Here is a 17,181-nt window from a genome sequence, read left to right as displayed (position 1 = left end):
GGGCCTCACGGGCCCCTCGAAGCAGCCCCAAGCATAGGCGATCGCTGGGAGTCCGAAGACCCGGGGGACCACAACTTCTGGGCTGCTGCTGCAATCCAACCACTAGATGTGGGGATTGGCTCATACATACACGCCAGGCGCGCGTGTCGCACTTGTGGAGACCGACCCCACCGGGCCGCAGCGGTGGACCGCAGTACTGCGGCAACACGGGCGTGCACAGCCGTACCGTTACGGCACATGCGGAGATACCGTGAGCGCCACACGGAGGCGTCGTGGCACTCGCGCAGAGATGGCGACCACGTCCCGGCCGTCCGGACGCCGGATGGCAGACTGGGGCAACAACCCGCGAGGTCGTCACCCCGGCGGTGAAGGGTACAGCAATGGACCCTTTTGTCCGCCAGGCACCGCGTTAGCCATACACCCAGACACATGATCACGTCAGGTGAATCGCGATTTTTCACTCGAACGTGTGTTTGGCGCAACCTTTCGAAAGCAACTACCGTTGTCCAGCAGGGAGACCATCGAGAGGGGCCGACGTGACCACCACCGCAGACAGTGCCACCATCACTGCCCAGGACCGCTCCCAGGGCCGACTCGAGCCGGTGCATGCGATGAACGAAGCCGCGAATCCCGAGGGGCACAAGCGCTCCCTGCCGGGCCGACCTCCAGGCATCCGGGCGGACAGCTCAGGGCTGACCGACCGGCAGCGCCGGGTCATCGAGGTGATCAGGGACTCGGTGCAGCGACGCGGCTACCCGCCGTCGATGCGCGAGATCGGCCAGGCCGTCGGCCTGTCGAGCACCTCCTCGGTCGCACACCAGCTGATGGCGCTGGAGCGCAAGGGCTTCCTCCGCCGCGATCCGCACCGCCCGCGCGCGTACGAGGTGCGCGGCTCAGACCAGGCCGCCTCGGTGCAGCCGACGGACACCGCCGGCAAGCCCGCCGCGTCGTACGTCCCGCTGGTCGGCCGGATCGCCGCCGGCGGTCCGATCCTCGCGGAGGAATCCGTCGAGGACGTCTTCCCTCTCCCGCGGCAGCTGGTCGGCGACGGCGAGCTGTTCGTCCTGAAGGTCGTCGGTGACTCGATGATCGAGGCCGCGATCTGCGACGGCGACTGGGTCACGGTCCGCCGTCAGCCCGTCGCCGAGAACGGCGACATCGTGGCCGCGATGCTCGACGGCGAGGCCACCGTCAAGCGCTTCAAGCGCGAGGACGGCCACGTCTGGCTCCTCCCGCACAACTCCGCGTACGAGCCGATCCCCGGCGACGACGCGACCATTCTCGGCAAGGTCGTGGCGGTGCTGCGGCGCGTGTGAGCACCGCGCGGCAGATCTCGCCGATCTGACCGGGCCCCGGGACCCCTGCGCCGGTTCCGGGGCCCTGCTCTTTTCCCGACCCGGTCGACGCTCGGTTATGCAGGGGTGGTTGGCCTGTCCCGGCTGCAGGGGTGGTTGGCCCCGTCCTGGCTGCGGGGCAGGCCAACCCCTCACTCGTCTTCGGCCTGCGCCTGAGCTTGTGCCGCCGCGTCGATCGCGGCCAGCGACCTACGGACCTGGTTACGGTCCGTGGTGTACCAGAAGTCGGGCAGCGACGCCTTCAGATAGCTTCCGTAGCGCGCTGTGGCCAGCCGCTGATCCAGTACGGCGACCACACCGCGGTCCCCCGACGCCCGTACGAGACGACCGGCGCCCTGAGCCATCAGCAGTGCGGCATGGGTGGCGGCCACCGCCATGAAACCGTTGCCGCCCGCGTCCTCGACCGCCTTCTGGCGGGCGCTCATCAGCGGATCGTCGGGGCGCGGGAAGGGGATCTTGTCCATGACGACGAGCTGGCAGCTGGGGCCCGGGACGTCGACGCCCTGCCAGAGCGAGAGCGTGCCGAACAAGCAGGTCTTCGGGTCGGCGGCGAAGTTCTTGATGAGCTCGCCGAGCGTCTCCTCGCCTTGGAGAAGGATCGGGAACTCGGGAATCCGGGAGCGCAGTTCCTCGGCGGCGAGCTGGGCGGCCCGCATAGAGGAGAAGAGGCCGAGCGTCCGGCCGCCCGCCGCCTGGATCAGCTCCGTCAGCTCGTCCAGCATGTCCGCCCGGTCGCCGTCCCGCGCGGGGCGCGACAGGTGCTTGGCGACATAGAGGATTCCCTGCTTGGGATAGTCGAAGGGCGAGCCGACATCGACCCCCTTCCACTGCGGGACATCCTCGCCTTCAGTTCCCTCCGGGGCGAGGCCCAGGGAGGCGCCGACGCCGTTGAAGTCACCGCCCAGCTTCAGGGTCGCCGAGGTCAGCACCACCGAGCGGTCCGCGAAGAGCTTCTCGCGCAGCAGTCCCGAGACCGACATGGGCGCCACCCGCAGGGACGCGCCGAAGCGGTCGTGGCGCTCGTACCAGACGACGTCCCACTCGGAGCCGTTGGTGATCCGCTCCGCCACGTCATGCACCGACTCCACCGAGGCCAGCGCCTGCTTGCGGACCGCGTCCTCGTCCTGGACGGACTTGTCACGGGTCGCGCCGATCGCCGAGATCACCGTGCGACAGGCGTCGCGCAGTGCCATGAGCGCGTAGCCCAGATCTTCCGGGACCTCCTCCAGACGGCCCGGCAGCGCCAGCTCCATTACCCGCTCGAAGCCCTCCGCGGCGGTCTGGAGCTGGTCGGCGGCCTTCTCGTTGACCAGCTTCGCGGCGCGGCGCACGGCGCGGTTGACCTGCCCCGGGGTGAGCTCGCCGGTGGCGACGCCGGTGACCCGGGAGACCAGCTCATGGGCCTCGTCGACGATGAGCACCTCGTGCTGCGGAAGGACCGGGGCGCCCTCGATGGCGTCGATCGCGAGCAGGGCGTGGTTCGTGACGACGACCTCGGCGAGCTTGGCCCGCTCGCGGGCCATCTCGGCGAAGCACTCCGCTCCGTAGGCGCACTTCGTGGCACCCAGGCACTCACGGGACGAGACGGAGACCTGCGCCCAGGCGCGGTCCGAGACTCCGGGGGTGAGGTTGTCGCGGTCGCCCGTCTCGGTCTCGTCGGACCACTCCCGCAGGCGGAGCAGGTCCTGGCCCAGCTTGCTGGTGGGCGCGGCCGCCTCGAACTGGTCGAAGAGGCCTTCCTCCTCGTCCTGGGGGACGCCCTCGTGGAGGCGGTGCAGACACAGGTAGTTCGACCTGCCCTTGAGCATCGCGAACTCCGGGCGGCGGCGCAGCAGCGGGTGCAGGGCGTCGACCGTGCGGGGCAGATCCCGCTCCACGAGCTGGCGCTGCAGGGCCAGGGTGGCCGTCGCGACCACGACGCGCTCCCCGTGTGCGAGAGCGGGCACGAGATAGCCGAGCGACTTTCCGGTGCCGGTGCCGGCCTGGACCAGCAGGTGGGAACCTTCGTCGATCGCCTCCGCGACGGATTCGGCCATGGTCACCTGGCCGGGGCGCTCCGTACCGCCGACGGCAGTGACGGCAGCGTGCAGGAGTTCGGGGAGTGAGGGCTTCGTCATAGCGCGACCACCCTACGGCCCGGCACTGACAAACGGGTGATCACGGAGGTGGAGGGGGGCTGGATCAAGACCTCGGGTCCTCGGTCGGGAGCGGATCGGGTGGGAGCGGATCGAGTGGGAGCGGATCGAGTGGGGGCGAATCGGGTGGGGGCGAATCGGGTGGGAGATGTGCTGGGCGGCATCGGGAGGGGTGCGGCGTGGGTCCGGTGGGTGAGGCGAAGGGCAGGTCGGGTGACCGGTTCGAGATTGCTCCGCGTCGAGTGGGAACCCCGGCCGCCCGAGCGGTGTACCAAAAGTGACGACACCACAGCGTGGCGTTACAGCAGATCGCGCAAGGCCCGGTCCCGGACCATGAGGGCGGCCCGCTTGCCGGGCAGGTCGACCTCGGCGGAGAACCGGAAACCGGCGCTGAGGAAGGCAGCGACGGAAGGAGTGTTACGGATGTCGGGTTCCGCGATGACGCGTGCACAGGCGGGCCGCCGCTCGAGGGCACGATCGGCGACGGCTCGGAGACATGTGGTCGCGAGACCTCGGCCGCGGTCCGCCACATCACCGATGAGGAGATGAATCCCGGTGTCGTGAGGACGGGCGGGATAGTGCCGGGCCACCGGGTCGAGGTCCGCCCGGTAGATCTCCCAGTAACTCATGGGTGTGCCGTCCAGTACGCCCACGCACGGCACACTGCGCCCGTCCCCGACCAGCTGGGACCGCAGATGTTCCTCGGTCACGCTCTGGGGCCCGGCCAGCTCCCAGAAGGCGGCGACGGCGGGGTCGTTCATCCAGCGGCTGATGAGTGGAAGGTCCTGTTCGACGCGCACGGGGACGAGTTGGAACACGCCCGCGGCCGTGGTGATCGGCCCCCAGTCGACGACGCGGTCCAGGAGATCGTCGCCGGCCGTGGCTCGGTGCTGGGCAGTCGTGACGGAGGCGGACCAGGCAGGCGGCGCTGCCCCCTCACCCCCGTCACCGACGGCCTCGCCCTGGGTCTCCTCCGTCACCGCGAACAGCGCGAGGAGTTCGGCGGGCAGGCGCAGGTCCAGCGTGTCCTCGCTGTCCCCGTCGCCGGGGCAGGCGCCGGGGGCCGTGTCGGTGCCGACCAAGGCGGCGGGGTCGATTCCGGCGTCGGTGCTCGCGTCGTTGGGAGGCACGGCGACGCTCCTCTCAGAAGACGGGGTGGGTCATGGTCCTTGCTGGAGGGAGTGAGGTGGTGCGGGGGTGCGGTTCAGGTGGTTCGACGGCGCAGCTCAGGAATGGAGGGGGTTGGCGATGGTGACGTAGACGGACTGTGTGTCGACCGGGCCGACGAGTTCGTCCAGGCCGTGCAGCCGGGTCAGGAGGTTGGCCTTGCAGCGCAGGGTGGATGAGTCGAGCAGGTGGGCCGGGAGCGAGGTGCTCAGTCGGGCGGGCCCGGAGGCCACGTCGCCGAGGAAGCGGCGGAGGGCGGCGAGCAGCAGCCGTTCATCGGCGAGGCCCTGGGAGCCGAAGGCTCCGATGAGGCCGAACACGTTGTTGATGGCGAGGTAGTAGGCGAAGCGCTCGTCGGTCACGCCGTCGGAGACGAACGTGTCGCTGTGCCGGCCGATGCCGGGGAGCCGGGCGTCGAGTTCCGCGCGACGGGACTCGCGGAAGTAATAGCCCTGGTTGTCGCGGTAGCGGCCGCCGCTGGGCCAACCGTCCGAGTCCAGCAGGAGCAGGGTGTTCTGCTGGTGCGCCTCCAAGGCGATGCCCGCGTTCGCGTCAAGCCAGAGCACGGGGCGGACGACGTGTTCGAGGTAGCGCAGGAACCACTCGGTGGACACGGCGCCACGGGGGCGGCCGGTTCGGGCGGCGAGGCGGGTGACGACCTCGGCGAGGCGGGACCGCCAGGCGGGCCGGTGGTCGTCGCGGGTGGCGCCCGGCTCGGCGTAAGGGCGGGGCGAGACGAGTCCGGCGATGCAGGAGACATCGGCGGCGGGGTGGAAGGGGTTGTGCCTGATCATCACGTCGAGACCCGGCACCGGATCACCCTGCGGCCCGTCGACGGCGACCCAGGCGGGGTCACGGACGATGTCGAAGCCCGGGTGCGCGGTCTGCCACTGCCCGGCCAGGCCGGCCCGCAGCAAGCGGTGGACCTCGACACCGCGGTGCAGTTCCTTACGGAGGTTTTCACGACGGGAGTTGGTGATGCACAGGCCCAGCGAGAGCTTGAGCATGGCGGGGGCCCCGGACCGGTGGACGGTCCGTACGGAGGAGGTGGGGTGCCACGGGGCTCCATGAGGGCCGAGGTCCCGGAGCAGGCCGGCGTCGAACAGGGCCGCGACCTCTGGGCGGTGGCTGACCTCGCGCAGTTGCCAGGGATGCAGGGGCAGGGCCGTGTAGGTGTCGGGCAGGGGCAGGCCGGCGCCGGCGAGCCTGGCGGTGAGCTGGGGCGCGGCGACAGGGCGTCCGCGTTCGGTCCAGGCCGAGTCGGTGGCGAGCAGGGAGGGCGCTACGGCGATCCAGTGGAGGGGAAAGGAGCCGCGCAGTTCGGGTGAGTACAGCCGGGCTTCGGAGTCGGAGATGCCTTCGCGGCCCTTCGGGGTGGGGTGCAGCGGGTGCCCCAGGACGAGGGCCTGCTCGGCGCTGAGGAAGAGGTCCGGGCCGTCGGCGGGCCGGTCCCGGCGGTCGCTGATGAACAGGGCGGTACGCCGGACCGAGTCGGCGACGCGAGCGGCGAGGTCGGTGCCATGGGCGGCGTCGGCGCTGGCGTTGGCGCCGGGGGTCGGTCGGGTGTCACCCGGCGCTGAAGCGGCGTACGGTGCCGGAGCGGCGTCGGCCTGTGGGGGGCTTGCTGGGCCAACTCCCCCGTCGGCCGGTGGAGGGGCCCCTGGGCCGGCGCCCTGCGGAGTTTCCCGGGCGAGCAGTGCCGCGACTGTGACCGCGTCGGCGGGTGGGGACTGGTCAGGTGCGCCCGCCAGACGTGGGAGGCCGAAGCGGTGCCAGCCCGTCGGGGACCAGAAGTGGACCGGTGCGAGGAGGGAGGTGCCGCTGGCGGGCAGCGGGATGTACAGGACCTCGTCGGCGGGGGCGGGGAGGCCCGCCTCCCTCACCCAGCAGCGGAGCAGGTTCTCCACGGCGGCGGCCTGGGCCGCGGTGTGCGGGTCGGGGTGCTCCAGGAGGTCGGCGGCTGGGCGACGTGAGGGTGCGGCGCCGGATCCACCGCGTTGCGCCGGAGTGTGCTCCGGTGAGAGTGCGCCAACCCCTCCTCGCGGCGGTGATTCGGCGGTCCCCGGTTCGCTCAGCTCGGGGCTGGCTCCCTGTTGCCGGGGGACGGACGCGGCCGTCGGCGTGGGCGGCTCGGCGTCGGTGGTGCCTGCCGAGTCCCTCGGGGTGTGCTCGTCGGATGAGCGCGTGGTGTTCAACTTCTGCTCTGTTCCTGGGAGGTGGTTCTGGTGGAGGGGAAGCCGTCAGTGCGGTGGCCGGCTTTCGGCGTGGTCGCGGGCGACCGTGTGCAGGGCGTCGGTGAGGCGGTCCAGTACTGCGGCCGCCTGCTCGTCGCTGATCGTGAGCGGTGGGAGGAGCCGTACGACGCTGTTGTGGCGTCCGCCGAGTTCGACGATCAGACCTCGCCTCAGGCACTCCCGCTGCACGGCGGCGGCGAGTTCCGGAGCCGGCGGACGAGGGTCGCGAGCGGCGTCCGGCCGCAGCGGATGCTGACGCGGATCAAAGGGCTGCTTCGGCATCAGCCCTTCCGGCGATTCCTCCGTCGGCCCCTCCGTCCACCCCTCTGTCAGCCCCTTCGTCGGGTCCACCACCTCCACGCCGATCATCAAGCCCCTCCCCCGGACGTCGCCGACGCAGGCGAATTCGGCGACCTGTCCGCGGAGTTCGGCGAGCATGCGGGAGCCGAGGTGATGGGCTCGCTCGGAGAGGCCGTTCTCACGGACGTGAGCGAGGGTGGCGGTGCCCGCGGCCATGGCGAGTTGGTTGCCGCGGAAGGTGTCGGCGTGGGTGCCGGGCACCCGGACGTCGAGATCTTCGTGGTAGACCACGACGGCCAGGGGGAGGCTGCCGCCGATGGCCTTGGAGAGGACCATCACGTCGGGTGTGACACCACTGTGTTCCACGGCCCAGAAGGCGCCGGTGCGTCCGACACCGGTCTGGACCTCGTCGACGATCAGTGGGATGGACCGGTCGGCGGTGAGTTGCCGCATGCGGCGCAGCCAGGCGTCGGGGGCGGGGATCACTCCGCCTTCGCCCTGCACGGGTTCGAGGATCATCCCGGCGGGGTGCGGTACGCCCGACTTGGGGTCATCGAGGAGGGACTCGGTCCAGCGGGCGGCGAGTTCGGCACCGCGTTCGCCGCCGACGCCGAAGGGGCAGCGGTAGTCCTGCGGGTAGGGCACGCGGGCGACGCGTACGTCGAGGGCGTTGCCGGAGGCTTCGAGGGCACCGGCGGACATGCCGTGGTAAGTGCCGGTGAAGGCGAGCATTCCGGTGCGGCCGGTGGCGGTGCGGACCAGCTTGAAGACCGCCTCGACGGCGTCGGTTCCGGCGGGACCGCAGAACTGCACGCGGGCGTGCTCGGCGAGCCCCGGAGGCAATGTGCGGAACAGTTCGGTGGTGAAGGCGTCCTTGACCGGGGTCGCCAAGTCGAGGACGTGCAGGGGGGCACCGGAATCCAGGACCGTGCGGATGGCCTCCAGGACGACCGGGTGGTTGTGGCCCAGGGCCAGGGTCCCGGCCCCGGAGAGGCAGTCCAGGTACCGGCGTCCGTCGGCGCCCTCGATCGTCATCCCGCGCGCCCGTACCGGCACGATGGGCAGGGCCCGCGCGTAGGTGCGTGCCGCCGACTCGCGCGCCGCCTGCCTCCGCAGAATCCCTTCCTGCTGGGAGGAGCGGTCCTCCGGGGCCCCGCGCCCCACGAACCTCCGCCCACCCAGCTCACGCACCCGGGGCTCACGCATCGCCACGCCCGCCCACGTCAGGTGCACCCCACTCACGCATGCCCTGCTCAAGCCCACGCGAGCCATGCACTACCGGCTCACGCACACCTTGCTCAAGCCCACCCGCTCCCAACCCACACGCCCCCACTGCTCTCGACCCACACGCCTCGGCGGCCTCGCCCGCTCCCATCACAGGCACCCAAGTCACAGGCACCCGAGTCACAGACCCCCAGGGCCCAGGCACCCCGGCCACAACCCCCCAAGCCCTACCGCCCCGCCACAGCCCCCCACCGCCAGGCTCACTCACAGCCACCGTCCGCCGTCCTCCCGCCGTTCAGGGGCGAGCAGGTCATCTCGGTCCTCGCCCGTCCCGACATACGCACCCCCGCGACGCTTCACTCGAAGCTCCGGGGAATTGGGCACAGAGGGCCGCGCACAGGCAGCAGAACCCCATCGCTACCAACCCCGCACCGCTCCCCCGGTTACGGGTTGCCTCAAGATCCTTGCCGTGACGGAACCGTTGCCGTTCCGTGGGGAGTCCCCCACAGCGAGCGCATAGTGTGTGTTGCCGTTCCCGGTCGCCGCGTCGAGCGGCGCGGGAGTGCGGCAGTACTGCCAAGTTCGTTCGTCCCAGGGGGAGTCAGACCATGCGATCCATACGGCCGTCGTTCACCGTTCGCCGAGGAAGGGGCGCGCGGCGCAGGACGTCCCCCCTGCCCGCGGCCGTCGCCCTCGCCGCGGCCCTCGCGCTCACCGCCACCGCCTGTGACTCGGGCGACGCCGACGCCGGTGGCGAGGCATCCGCGACCTCCGCCGCCGGTGACGACAAGATCTCGATCCCTGATGACATCAAGGACCGGCTCAAGGAGCACGGGATCGACATCGACAAGTGGAAGGACGGCGCCTGGAAGAACTGGGACAAGGACGACTGGCTGCGCGAGGCCGAGGACTTCGTCAACCCGATCATCGAGGACCTGTGGGACCCGGACCGGATGCGTGAGGCCGAGGAGCCGGACAAGGACGTCGACGCCGGGGACATCTCCGGTGACGCGGGTGTGACCGACCCGACGCCCGCTCCGGTGGAGGCGCAGGCCGTGCAGGCGGCGTACCACGACAGCGTGCCGACGGCAGGCAAGGTGTTCTTCGACTCCCCCGAGGGCACCATGGTGTGTTCGGCGACGGTCGTGGCGGACCCGGCCAACCCCGGTAAGTCCAACCTGGTGTGGACGGCGGGCCACTGTGTGCACGCCGGCAAGGACGGCGGCTGGTACCGGAACATCGCGTTCGTGCCGTCGTACAACAACGACGCCATGGAGACGGCGGAGTTGGAGAGCGCCACCCGGGAGGAGGTCGCTCCGTACGGTGTCTGGTGGGGTGACTGGGTGCAGACCTCGGACCAGTGGATCGAGCAGGGTGGCGCCACCGGCGGTGACGGCGCCAGTTACGACTTCGCCGTCATCCATGTGACGCCGGAGGAGGGCAGCGGCGGCAAGTCGCTGGAGGAGATGGTCGGTTCGGCGCTCCCCGTGGACTTCGACGCGCCGGCCGTGCCGGAGGTGGACAGCGTCACCGCGACCGGGTACCCGGCGGCGCCGCCGTTCGACGGGCAGAAGCTTTTCCAGTGCCAGGACCAGCCGGGGCGGCTGTCGCTGACCAAGGCCGATCCCACGATGTACCGCATCGGCTGCACGATGACCGGTGGTTCGTCGGGCGGTGGCTGGGTCGCGACGGGCTCGGACGGCAAGCCCGCGCTCGTCTCCAACACCTCCATCGGGCCGGTGGAGTCGGGCTGGCTGGCCGGGCCGCGGCTCGGTGCGGAGGCCAAGGGTGTGTTCGACGAGGTCAGCGGGAAGTTCGCCGGCCAGTGAGCACCGGCGGCGGTGAGCCCGGGAAACTTTCACGGTCTCACCGCCGTTCGCCCTCAACTCCCCGGGCATAGTGGGGGGTCGCGTGCCAGGGGCACGTGCGAATCAGTCAGAGCAGTACTACGGGGGTCACCGCAGCATGCGTTCCACACGTACCCGCCTCGCCGCCACCGCGCTTCTCGCGGCCGTGGCGCTGACCGCCACTGCGTGCAGCGGTTCCGGCGACGACAAGGCGAGTGACAAGCCGAGCACCTCTCAGGCCGCCGCCGACCAGGGCAAGGCCGAGATCGGTCAGGGCATCGCCGACAGGCTGAAGGAACACGGCATCGACGTCGATGCCTGGGCCGACGGCGGCTGGCAGGACTGGGACAAGGACAAGTGGCTCAGTCAGGCCAAGGACTTCGTCAACCCGGTGATCGAGGGCCTGTGGAAGCCGGACCGGATGCGATCCGCGGAAGAGGCCGACAAGACCGTCTCGACGAAGGACGCCTCCGCCGACCAGGGCATCAGCGACCCGGAGCCGGAGCCCGTGCAGGCGACGGCCGAGAAGACGCCGTACCACCAGAACGCCGCTCCGGTCGGGAAGGTCTTCTTCGACTCCCCCGACGGTCCCGCCGTCTGCTCCGGCACGGTGATCAAGGACGTCAACCACCCGGGCAAGTCCAACCTGGTGTGGACGGCCGGCCACTGTGTGCACGCGGGCGGTGCGGGCGGCTGGTACCGCAACATCGTCTTCGTCCCGGCCTACAACGACCTCGGCAAGTCCGAGGCGCAGCTGGCCGGCGCGAACGCCACCGAGATCGCCCCTTACGGCAACTGGTGGGCGGACTGGGCCGCCACGTCCAACGAGTGGATCCAGGGCGGCTCGGCCACCGGCGGTGCGGGTGCGGCGTACGACTACTCGGTGTTGCATGTGAAGCCGGAGCAGGGCTCCAAGTCGCTCGAGGAGACCGTCGGCGCGGCGCTGGACGTGGACTTCTCGGCCCCGTCCGCGACCGAGTCGGGCACGATGGGCGCCTGGGGCTACCCGGCGGCGCCGCCGTACAACGGTCAGCAGATGTTCAAGTGCCTCGACCGGCCGGGCCGGTTCTCGCTGAACCCGACGCTGCCGACGATGTACCGGATCGGCTGCACGATGACCGGGGGCTCCTCCGGTGGCGGCTGGTTCCGGGTGGTGGACGGTGAGACCAAGCTGGTGTCGAACACGTCGATCGGCCCCGAGGACAACACCTGGCTGGCCGGGCCGCAGCTCGGCAAGAGCGCGGAGGCGCTGTACCAGAACATGAGCAAGACCTACGGCGGCCAGTGACTACGCCGGCATGACCAAGGCCCGTCTCCCCGGGACGCCGGCATGACCAAAGCCCGCCTCCACGAGACACCGGCATGACCAAAGCCCGCCTCCACGAGACGCGGACATGAAGAAGGCCCGCCTCCCTGGGAGGCGGGCCTTCTTCGCGCTTACCGCTTACGCGGCGGGAGCGGGCACGTACGGCGCCAGCTCGGCCGCCAGTTCCTCGTGCACCCGGGCCTTGAGCAGGGTGCCCTCCGGGGTGTGCTCCGCGGAGATCACCTCGCCCTCGTCGTGCGCGCGGGCGACGAGCTTGCCGAGGGTGTACGGCACCAGGGCCTCGATCTCGACCGACGGCCGCGGCAGCTCGTTGTCGATCAGCGCGAGCAGCTCGGGGATGCCCCGGCCGGTACGGGCCGAGACCGCGATGGAACGCTTCTCGATCCGCATCAGCCGCTGCAGGGTCAGCGGGTCGGCCGCGTCGGCCTTGTTGATCACGACGATCTCGGGTACGTCGGTGGCGCCGACGTCCCTGATCACCTCGCGCACGGCGGCCAGCTGCTCCTCCGGGTTCGGGTGCGAACCGTCGACCACGTGCAGGATCAGGTCGGACTCGCCGACCTCCTCCATGGTGGAGCGGAACGCCTCGACCAGGTGGTGCGGCAGGTGCCGGACGAAGCCGACGGTGTCGGCCAGCGTGTAGAGCCGGCCGCTCGGGGTCTCGGCCCGGCGGACGGTCGGGTCCAGGGTCGCGAACAGGGCGTTCTCGACCAGGACGCCCGCGCCCGTGAGGCGGTTGAGCAGGGAGGACTTACCGGCGTTGGTGTAGCCCGCGATGGCGACGGAGGGCACCTTGTGGCGCTTGCGCTCCTGGCGCTTGATCTCGCGGCCGGTCTTCATGTCCGCGATCTCCCGGCGCATCTTCGCCATCTTCTCGCGGATCCGGCGCCGGTCCGTCTCGATCTTGGTCTCACCGGGACCACGGGTGGCGAGGCCGCCGCCCTTGCCGCCGCCCATCTGACGGGACAGCGACTGGCCCCAGCCGCGCAGCCTCGGCAGCATGTACTGCATCTGCGCGAGCGCGACCTGCGCCTTGCCCTCCCGGGACTTGGCGTGCTGGGCGAAGATGTCGAGGATCAGGGCCGTACGGTCGATGACCTTGACCTTGACGACGTCTTCGAGGGCGATGAGCTGGCCCGGGCCGAGCTCACCGTCGCAGATGACGGTGTCCGCGCCGGTCTCGAGGACGATGTCGCGCAGCTCGAGAGCCTTGCCGGAGCCGATGAAGGTGGCCGCGTCCGGCTTGTCGCGGCGCTGGATCACGCCGTCGAGCACGAGCGCGCCCGCGGTCTCCGCGAGGGCGGCCAGCTCGGCGAGGGAGTTCTCCGAGTCCTGCACGGTCCCCGTGGTCCAGACACCGACGAGCACGACCCGCTCCAGCCTGAGCTGGCGGTACTCGACCTCGGTGACGTCCTCGAGTTCGGTGGAGAGGCCCGCGACGCGGCGCAGAGCCGCGCGCTCGGAGCGGTCGAACTGGTCGCCGTCCCGCTCTCCGTCGATCTCGTGGCTCCAGGCGACGTCCTCTTCCATCAGGGCATCGGCCCGAAGACCGTCGGGGTAGGTGTGCGCGAGGCGCTGCGAGTCCTGGGAAGAGGAAGAAGAGGAGGTCATTGGATCCTTACGTCGTTGAGGATTCGTGTACGGCGGTCACTGTGCACAACGTACGAGTGCCCCGGGAGATTCCCGCGGAACCGCCTGCGGCCCCGGCCTCGTGCCCGCGCCGACCTGAAGATGGTCGCACGGGACGAGGCGTCTCGTCATCGGCTTATCGCACGGGGGAAGCGGCGGGTGCTTTCGCGGGTGCGACCGGCTTCCAGTCGGGGTGGCCGGGCATGGGCGGGGTCGTCTCGCCGTACAGCCAGGGCTGGAGGAAGCCGCTGAGGTCACGTCCGGTGATCTCGGAGGCGAGCGCGACGAAGTCGTCGGTGGTGGCGACGCCGTCCCGGTGCCGGGTGACCCAGGCGCGTTCCAGGCGCTCGAAGGCCGGGTGGCCGATCTCCTGGCGCAGGGCGTACAGGACGAGGGCCGCGCCGTCGTAGACGTTCGGGCGGAAGATGCCGGTCTTCTGGCCGGGCTTGGGGGCCTTGGGCGCGGCCGGGGGGCCGCCGGCGGCGCGCCAGCGGTCGGAGGCGCCGTACGCGGCCTTCATCCGCGCCGCCAGGGGGCGGCCGGCCTTCTCCTCCGCGTACAGGGCCTCGTACCAGGTGGCATGCCCTTCGTTGAGCCACAGGTCGGACCAGGTGCGAGGGCTGACGCTGTTGCCGAACCACTGGTGGGCCAGCTCGTGCACCATGATCGAATCCACGTACCAGGCGGGGAAGCCGCGGTCGGTGAACAGGGCCTTCTCGAACAGGGACAGGGTCTGTGTCTCCAGTTCAAAGCCGGTGTCCACGTCCGCGATGAGCACGCCGTACGTCTCGAAGGGGTAGCGGCCGACCTTCTCCTCCATCCAGGAGATCTGGTCCGGCGTCTTGCGCAGCCACGGTTCCAGCTGCTCGCGGTCCTTGGTGGGGACCACGTCCCGGACGGGCAGGCCGTGCGGGCCGGTGCGGCGCAGGACGGCGGAGCGGCCGATGGAGACCTGGGCGAGCTCGGTGGCCATGGGGTGCTGGGTGCGGTAGGTCCAGGTCGTCGCCGCGCGTGAGCGTTCGGTGCCGGTGGGCAGGCCGTTGGCGACCGCCGTGTAGCCGTTCGGCGCGGTCACCCGGATGGTGAACATGGCCTTGTCGGAGGGGTGGTCGTTGCCCGGGAACACCAGGTGCGCGGCGTCGGCCTGGTTGGCCATCGCCAGGCCGTCGGCGGTGCGCAGCCAGCCCCCGTCCCGGTTCTCGGCCGGCCTGGGGTCGCTGGTGTGCCGCACGGTGAGCCGCATCCAGCTGCCGGCGGGCAGGGGTTCGTCGGGGGTGACCACGAGGTCCTCGCCCGCGGTGCTGAAGGCGGCCGGTTCGCCGTCCAGCTCCACGGACTCCACGTCGCCGTGGGCGAAGTCCAGGTTGACGCGGTCCAGGGGGGTCGTCGTCCAGGCGTCGATGGTGGTGACCGACGGGAGCGGTTTGCTGTTGCTGCCGGGATAGGTGAAGGAGAGTTCGTACGACGCCACGTCGTAGCCGGGGTTGCCGAGGTGGGGGAAGAGACGGTCGCCGATGCCGAGGGGCTCGGCGGGGGCGGCGGCGGCGAGGAGGCAGACGGTGACGGCCGAGGCGAGAAGGGCGGTGGCCTTGCGGGGGGTGTGCGGCATGGACCACGGCTACCAGCGGGGGCGTGCGGGACGGCGGCGACGCGCGATCGGCCCACCCGAACGGGTTGGGGTTCAGCGGCGCCCTAGGACATCCCCGGCTGGGTCTGCGTCCGGCTCACGTCATAGACCCCGCCCACATTCCGCATCGCGCGCATCAGCGCCGGGAGATGCCCGGCGTCCGGAAGCTGGACCGTGTACGTGTGGCGGACCCGTTGCTGGGTGGGGGGTTCGACGGTGGCCGAGACGATCTCCGCGCCCTCCTGGGCCATCGCTTCGGTCAGGTCGGCCAGGAGATGGGGGCGGACGAACGATTCGGCTACCAACGTCACCCGGACCTCCGTGGTGTCGCCCCAGCGCACCCCGATCTCCGCGCGGCCCGTGCTCTTCATGCGGGCCACCGCCGCGCATTCGACCCGGTGCACGGTCACCGCTCCCCCGCGGACCGCGAACCCCGTGATCCCGTCCGGCGGCACCGGAGTGCAACAGCCGGCCAGGCGGACCGTCGCGTCCGGCTGGTCGGCCACGACGTTCGCCGCCGGCCGGGCGGTCGGCGACCCCTCCGTGGACAGGGCCTCCGTGGTGGGGCGGGGGGCCGTCGCGTCGGCGTCGGCGCGGCTGATCTGGTCCTCGTGCGAGGGGTGGGCGGCCAGCCAGCGCTGGATGGCGATGCGGGCCGCGGGGGTGTGGGCGTGCTCCAGCCACTCCCTGGAGGGCTCGGAGGCGGGGTCCTGGCCCATGAGGAGCTGGACGGTGTCGCCGTCCCTGAGCACCGTGCTCAGGGTCGCCAGCCGGCCGTTCACCCGGGCGCCGATGCAGGCGTGCGCGTCTTCGCCGTACTGCGCGTAGGCGGCGTCCACGCAGGTCGCGCCCTCGGGCAGGCCGAGCGTGCCGCCGTCGGGGCGGAACACGGTGATCTCGCGGTCCTGGGCGAGGTCCTCGCGGAGGGTGGACCAGAAGGTGTCGGGGTCGGGGGCCGCCTCCTGCCAGTCGAGGAGGCGGGAGAGCCAGCCGGGCCGGGTCGGGTCCGCGCGCTCGCCGTCGACGGGCTCGTCCGAGGAGGGCGCGTAGGGGTTGCCGAGGGCGATCACCCCGGCCTCCGCCACCTTGTGCATCTGGTGGGTGCGGATGAGGACCTCGACGACCTGGCCGTCCTCGCGGGCCACCGCCGTGTGCAGGGACTGGTAGAGGTTGAACTTCGGTACGGCGATGAAGTCCTTGAACTCCGAGACCACCGGCGTCATGCAGGTGTGCAGTTCGCCCAGGACGCCGTAGCAGTCCGCGTCCTCGCCGACCAGCACCAGCAGCCGTCCGAAGTCGGCGCCGCGCAGCCGGCCGCGTTTGCGGGCCACCCGGTGCACGGAGACGAAGTGCCGCGGCCGGATGAGGACTTCGGCCTGGATGCCGGCGTCCCGCAGGACCGTGCGCGTCTCCTCGGCGACCTCGGCGAGCGGATCGTCCGTACGGGAGGCGTTGTCGACGATCAACTCCCGGGTGTGCTCGTACTCCTCAGGATGCAGGATCGCGAAGACCAGGTCCTCCAGCTCGGTCTTGAGCGCCTGGACGCCGAGCCGTTCGGCGAGCGGGATGAGGACGTCCCGGGTCACCTTGGCGATCCTGGCCTGTTTCTCGGGGCGCATCACGCCGAGGGTGCGCATGTTGTGCAGCCGGTCGGCGAGTTTGATCGACATCACGCGGACGTCGTTGCCGGTGGCGACGAGCATCTTGCGGAAGGTCTCCGGCTCGGCGGCGGCGCCGTAGTCGACCTTCTCCAGCTTGGTCACGCCGTCGACGAGGAAGCGCACCTCCGCGCCGAACTGCTCCCCGACCTGATCGAGCGTCACCTCGGTGTCCTCGACGGTGTCGTGGAGCAGGGAGGCGGTCAACGCGGTGGTCTCGGCGCCGAGTTCGGCGAGGATCAGGGTCACGGCGAGGGGGTGGGTGATGTACGGCTCGCCGCTCTTGCGCATCTGGCCCCGGTGCGAGGACTCGGCCAGCACATAGGCGCGGCGCAGGGGTTCGAGGTCGGCGTCGGGGTGGTGGGCGCGGTGGGCCTCGGCGACATGGCCGATGGCGTCGGGCAGCCGGTCCCGGGCGGCCGGACCGAGCAGTGCGGCCCGGCCCAGGCGCCGCAGGTCGATCCGTGCCCGCCAGCGCGCGGTGGGCCCGGCGGTCACCGGGCCTGGCGTCGCGGGGTTCGTGGCCTCCGCACTCATGGGCACCTCCGGCTGCGTGGACCGGCGGACGGGGTGCCCCATGGCGGACACGGCTCACGGGACTGGCAACGGTCCCCCGTCCGGGCCGGTGCTTGATGCTACCGAGCCCATCACGCCCGGCTGACCGCCTCTCGCCGAGCG

At 71.1% G+C, this 17,181-nt stretch carries 10 protein-coding genes; 3 read left to right on the top strand and 7 right to left on the bottom strand.

The features are described 5' to 3' along the window. Window positions 1-536: 536 nt before the first annotated feature. Entirely contained in the window at window positions 537-1,316 is a 780-nt protein-coding gene (lexA, locus tag ACWD1Z_RS27615) for a transcriptional repressor LexA (protein WP_250079895.1), read from the top strand. 170 nt (window positions 1,317-1,486) lie between these two features. Here the strand turns inward: lexA and ACWD1Z_RS27610 are convergent, their stop codons facing one another. The 4 genes from ACWD1Z_RS27610 to ACWD1Z_RS27595 form a co-directional block, all read right to left on the bottom strand. Continuing rightward, window positions 1,487-3,472, bottom strand: coding sequence for an ATP-dependent DNA helicase (locus ACWD1Z_RS27610; protein WP_451122288.1), 1,986 nt, complete (start codon window positions 3,470-3,472; stop codon window positions 1,487-1,489). A 317-nt stretch (window positions 3,473-3,789) separates the two neighbouring features. After that, a complete protein-coding gene (locus ACWD1Z_RS27605; protein ID WP_451122287.1) occupies window positions 3,790-4,620 on the bottom strand; it encodes a GNAT family N-acetyltransferase in 831 nt (276 codons plus the stop codon). A gap of 96 nt (window positions 4,621-4,716) precedes the next feature. Further along, a complete protein-coding gene (locus ACWD1Z_RS27600) occupies window positions 4,717-6,852 on the bottom strand; it encodes an IucA/IucC family protein (RefSeq protein ID WP_451122286.1) in 2,136 nt (711 codons plus the stop codon). A 45-nt stretch (window positions 6,853-6,897) separates the two neighbouring features. Further along, entirely contained in the window at window positions 6,898-8,397 is a 1,500-nt protein-coding gene (locus ACWD1Z_RS27595) for a diaminobutyrate--2-oxoglutarate transaminase family protein (RefSeq protein ID WP_451122358.1), read from the bottom strand. Window positions 8,398-9,023: 626 nt separating this feature from the next. Between ACWD1Z_RS27595 and ACWD1Z_RS27590 the strand changes: the two genes are divergently transcribed. Together ACWD1Z_RS27590 and ACWD1Z_RS27585 are read left to right on the top strand one after the other, a co-directional pair. Beyond that, a complete protein-coding gene (locus tag ACWD1Z_RS27590; protein WP_451122285.1) occupies window positions 9,024-10,244 on the top strand; it encodes a trypsin-like serine peptidase in 1,221 nt (406 codons plus the stop codon). Between the two features lie 136 nt (window positions 10,245-10,380). After that, a complete protein-coding gene (locus ACWD1Z_RS27585) occupies window positions 10,381-11,550 on the top strand; it encodes a trypsin-like serine peptidase (RefSeq protein WP_451122284.1) in 1,170 nt (389 codons plus the stop codon). Between the two features lie 156 nt (window positions 11,551-11,706). Here ACWD1Z_RS27585 and hflX read toward each other — a convergent pair whose 3' ends face one another. From hflX to ACWD1Z_RS27570, 3 genes are all read right to left on the bottom strand, one after another. Continuing rightward, window positions 11,707-13,200 carry a GTPase HflX gene (gene hflX, locus ACWD1Z_RS27580; protein WP_451122283.1) on the bottom strand — a complete coding sequence of 498 codons (1,494 nt, stop codon included), beginning with the start codon at window positions 13,198-13,200 and terminating at the stop codon, window positions 11,707-11,709. A gap of 154 nt (window positions 13,201-13,354) precedes the next feature. After that, entirely contained in the window at window positions 13,355-14,827 is a 1,473-nt protein-coding gene (locus ACWD1Z_RS27575) for a M1 family metallopeptidase (protein WP_451122282.1), read from the bottom strand. Window positions 14,828-14,910: 83 nt separating this feature from the next. Further along, window positions 14,911-17,040: a RelA/SpoT family protein gene (locus tag ACWD1Z_RS27570; protein ID WP_451122281.1), complete on the bottom strand. Its 2,130-nt coding sequence runs from the start codon at window positions 17,038-17,040 to the stop codon at window positions 14,911-14,913. Between the last annotated feature and the right edge of the window lie 141 nt (window positions 17,041-17,181).

Source organism: Streptomyces sp. NPDC002784, assembly GCF_053592135.1.
Note: the sequence above shows the minus strand (reverse complement) of the source record. Positions and strands in the feature narration are given on the sequence as shown.

Excerpts from the sequence above, each read along its gene's own strand:
- ACWD1Z_RS27610 (WP_451122288.1), bottom strand. The coding sequence starts at position 3,472 with ATGACGAAGCCCTCACTCCCCGAACTCCTGCACGCTGCCGTCACTGCC.
- ACWD1Z_RS27595 (WP_451122358.1), bottom strand. The coding sequence starts at position 8,397 with ATGCGTGAGCCCCGGGTGCGTGAGCTGGGTGGGCGGAGGTTCGTGGGG.
- ACWD1Z_RS27590 (WP_451122285.1), top strand. The coding sequence starts at position 9,024 with ATGCGATCCATACGGCCGTCGTTCACCGTTCGCCGAGGAAGGGGCGCG.
- ACWD1Z_RS27585 (WP_451122284.1), top strand. The coding sequence starts at position 10,381 with ATGCGTTCCACACGTACCCGCCTCGCCGCCACCGCGCTTCTCGCGGCC.
- hflX (WP_451122283.1), bottom strand. The coding sequence starts at position 13,200 with ATGACCTCCTCTTCTTCCTCTTCCCAGGACTCGCAGCGCCTCGCGCAC.
- ACWD1Z_RS27575 (WP_451122282.1), bottom strand. The coding sequence starts at position 14,827 with ATGCCGCACACCCCCCGCAAGGCCACCGCCCTTCTCGCCTCGGCCGTC.
- ACWD1Z_RS27570 (WP_451122281.1), bottom strand. The coding sequence starts at position 17,040 with ATGAGTGCGGAGGCCACGAACCCCGCGACGCCAGGCCCGGTGACCGCC.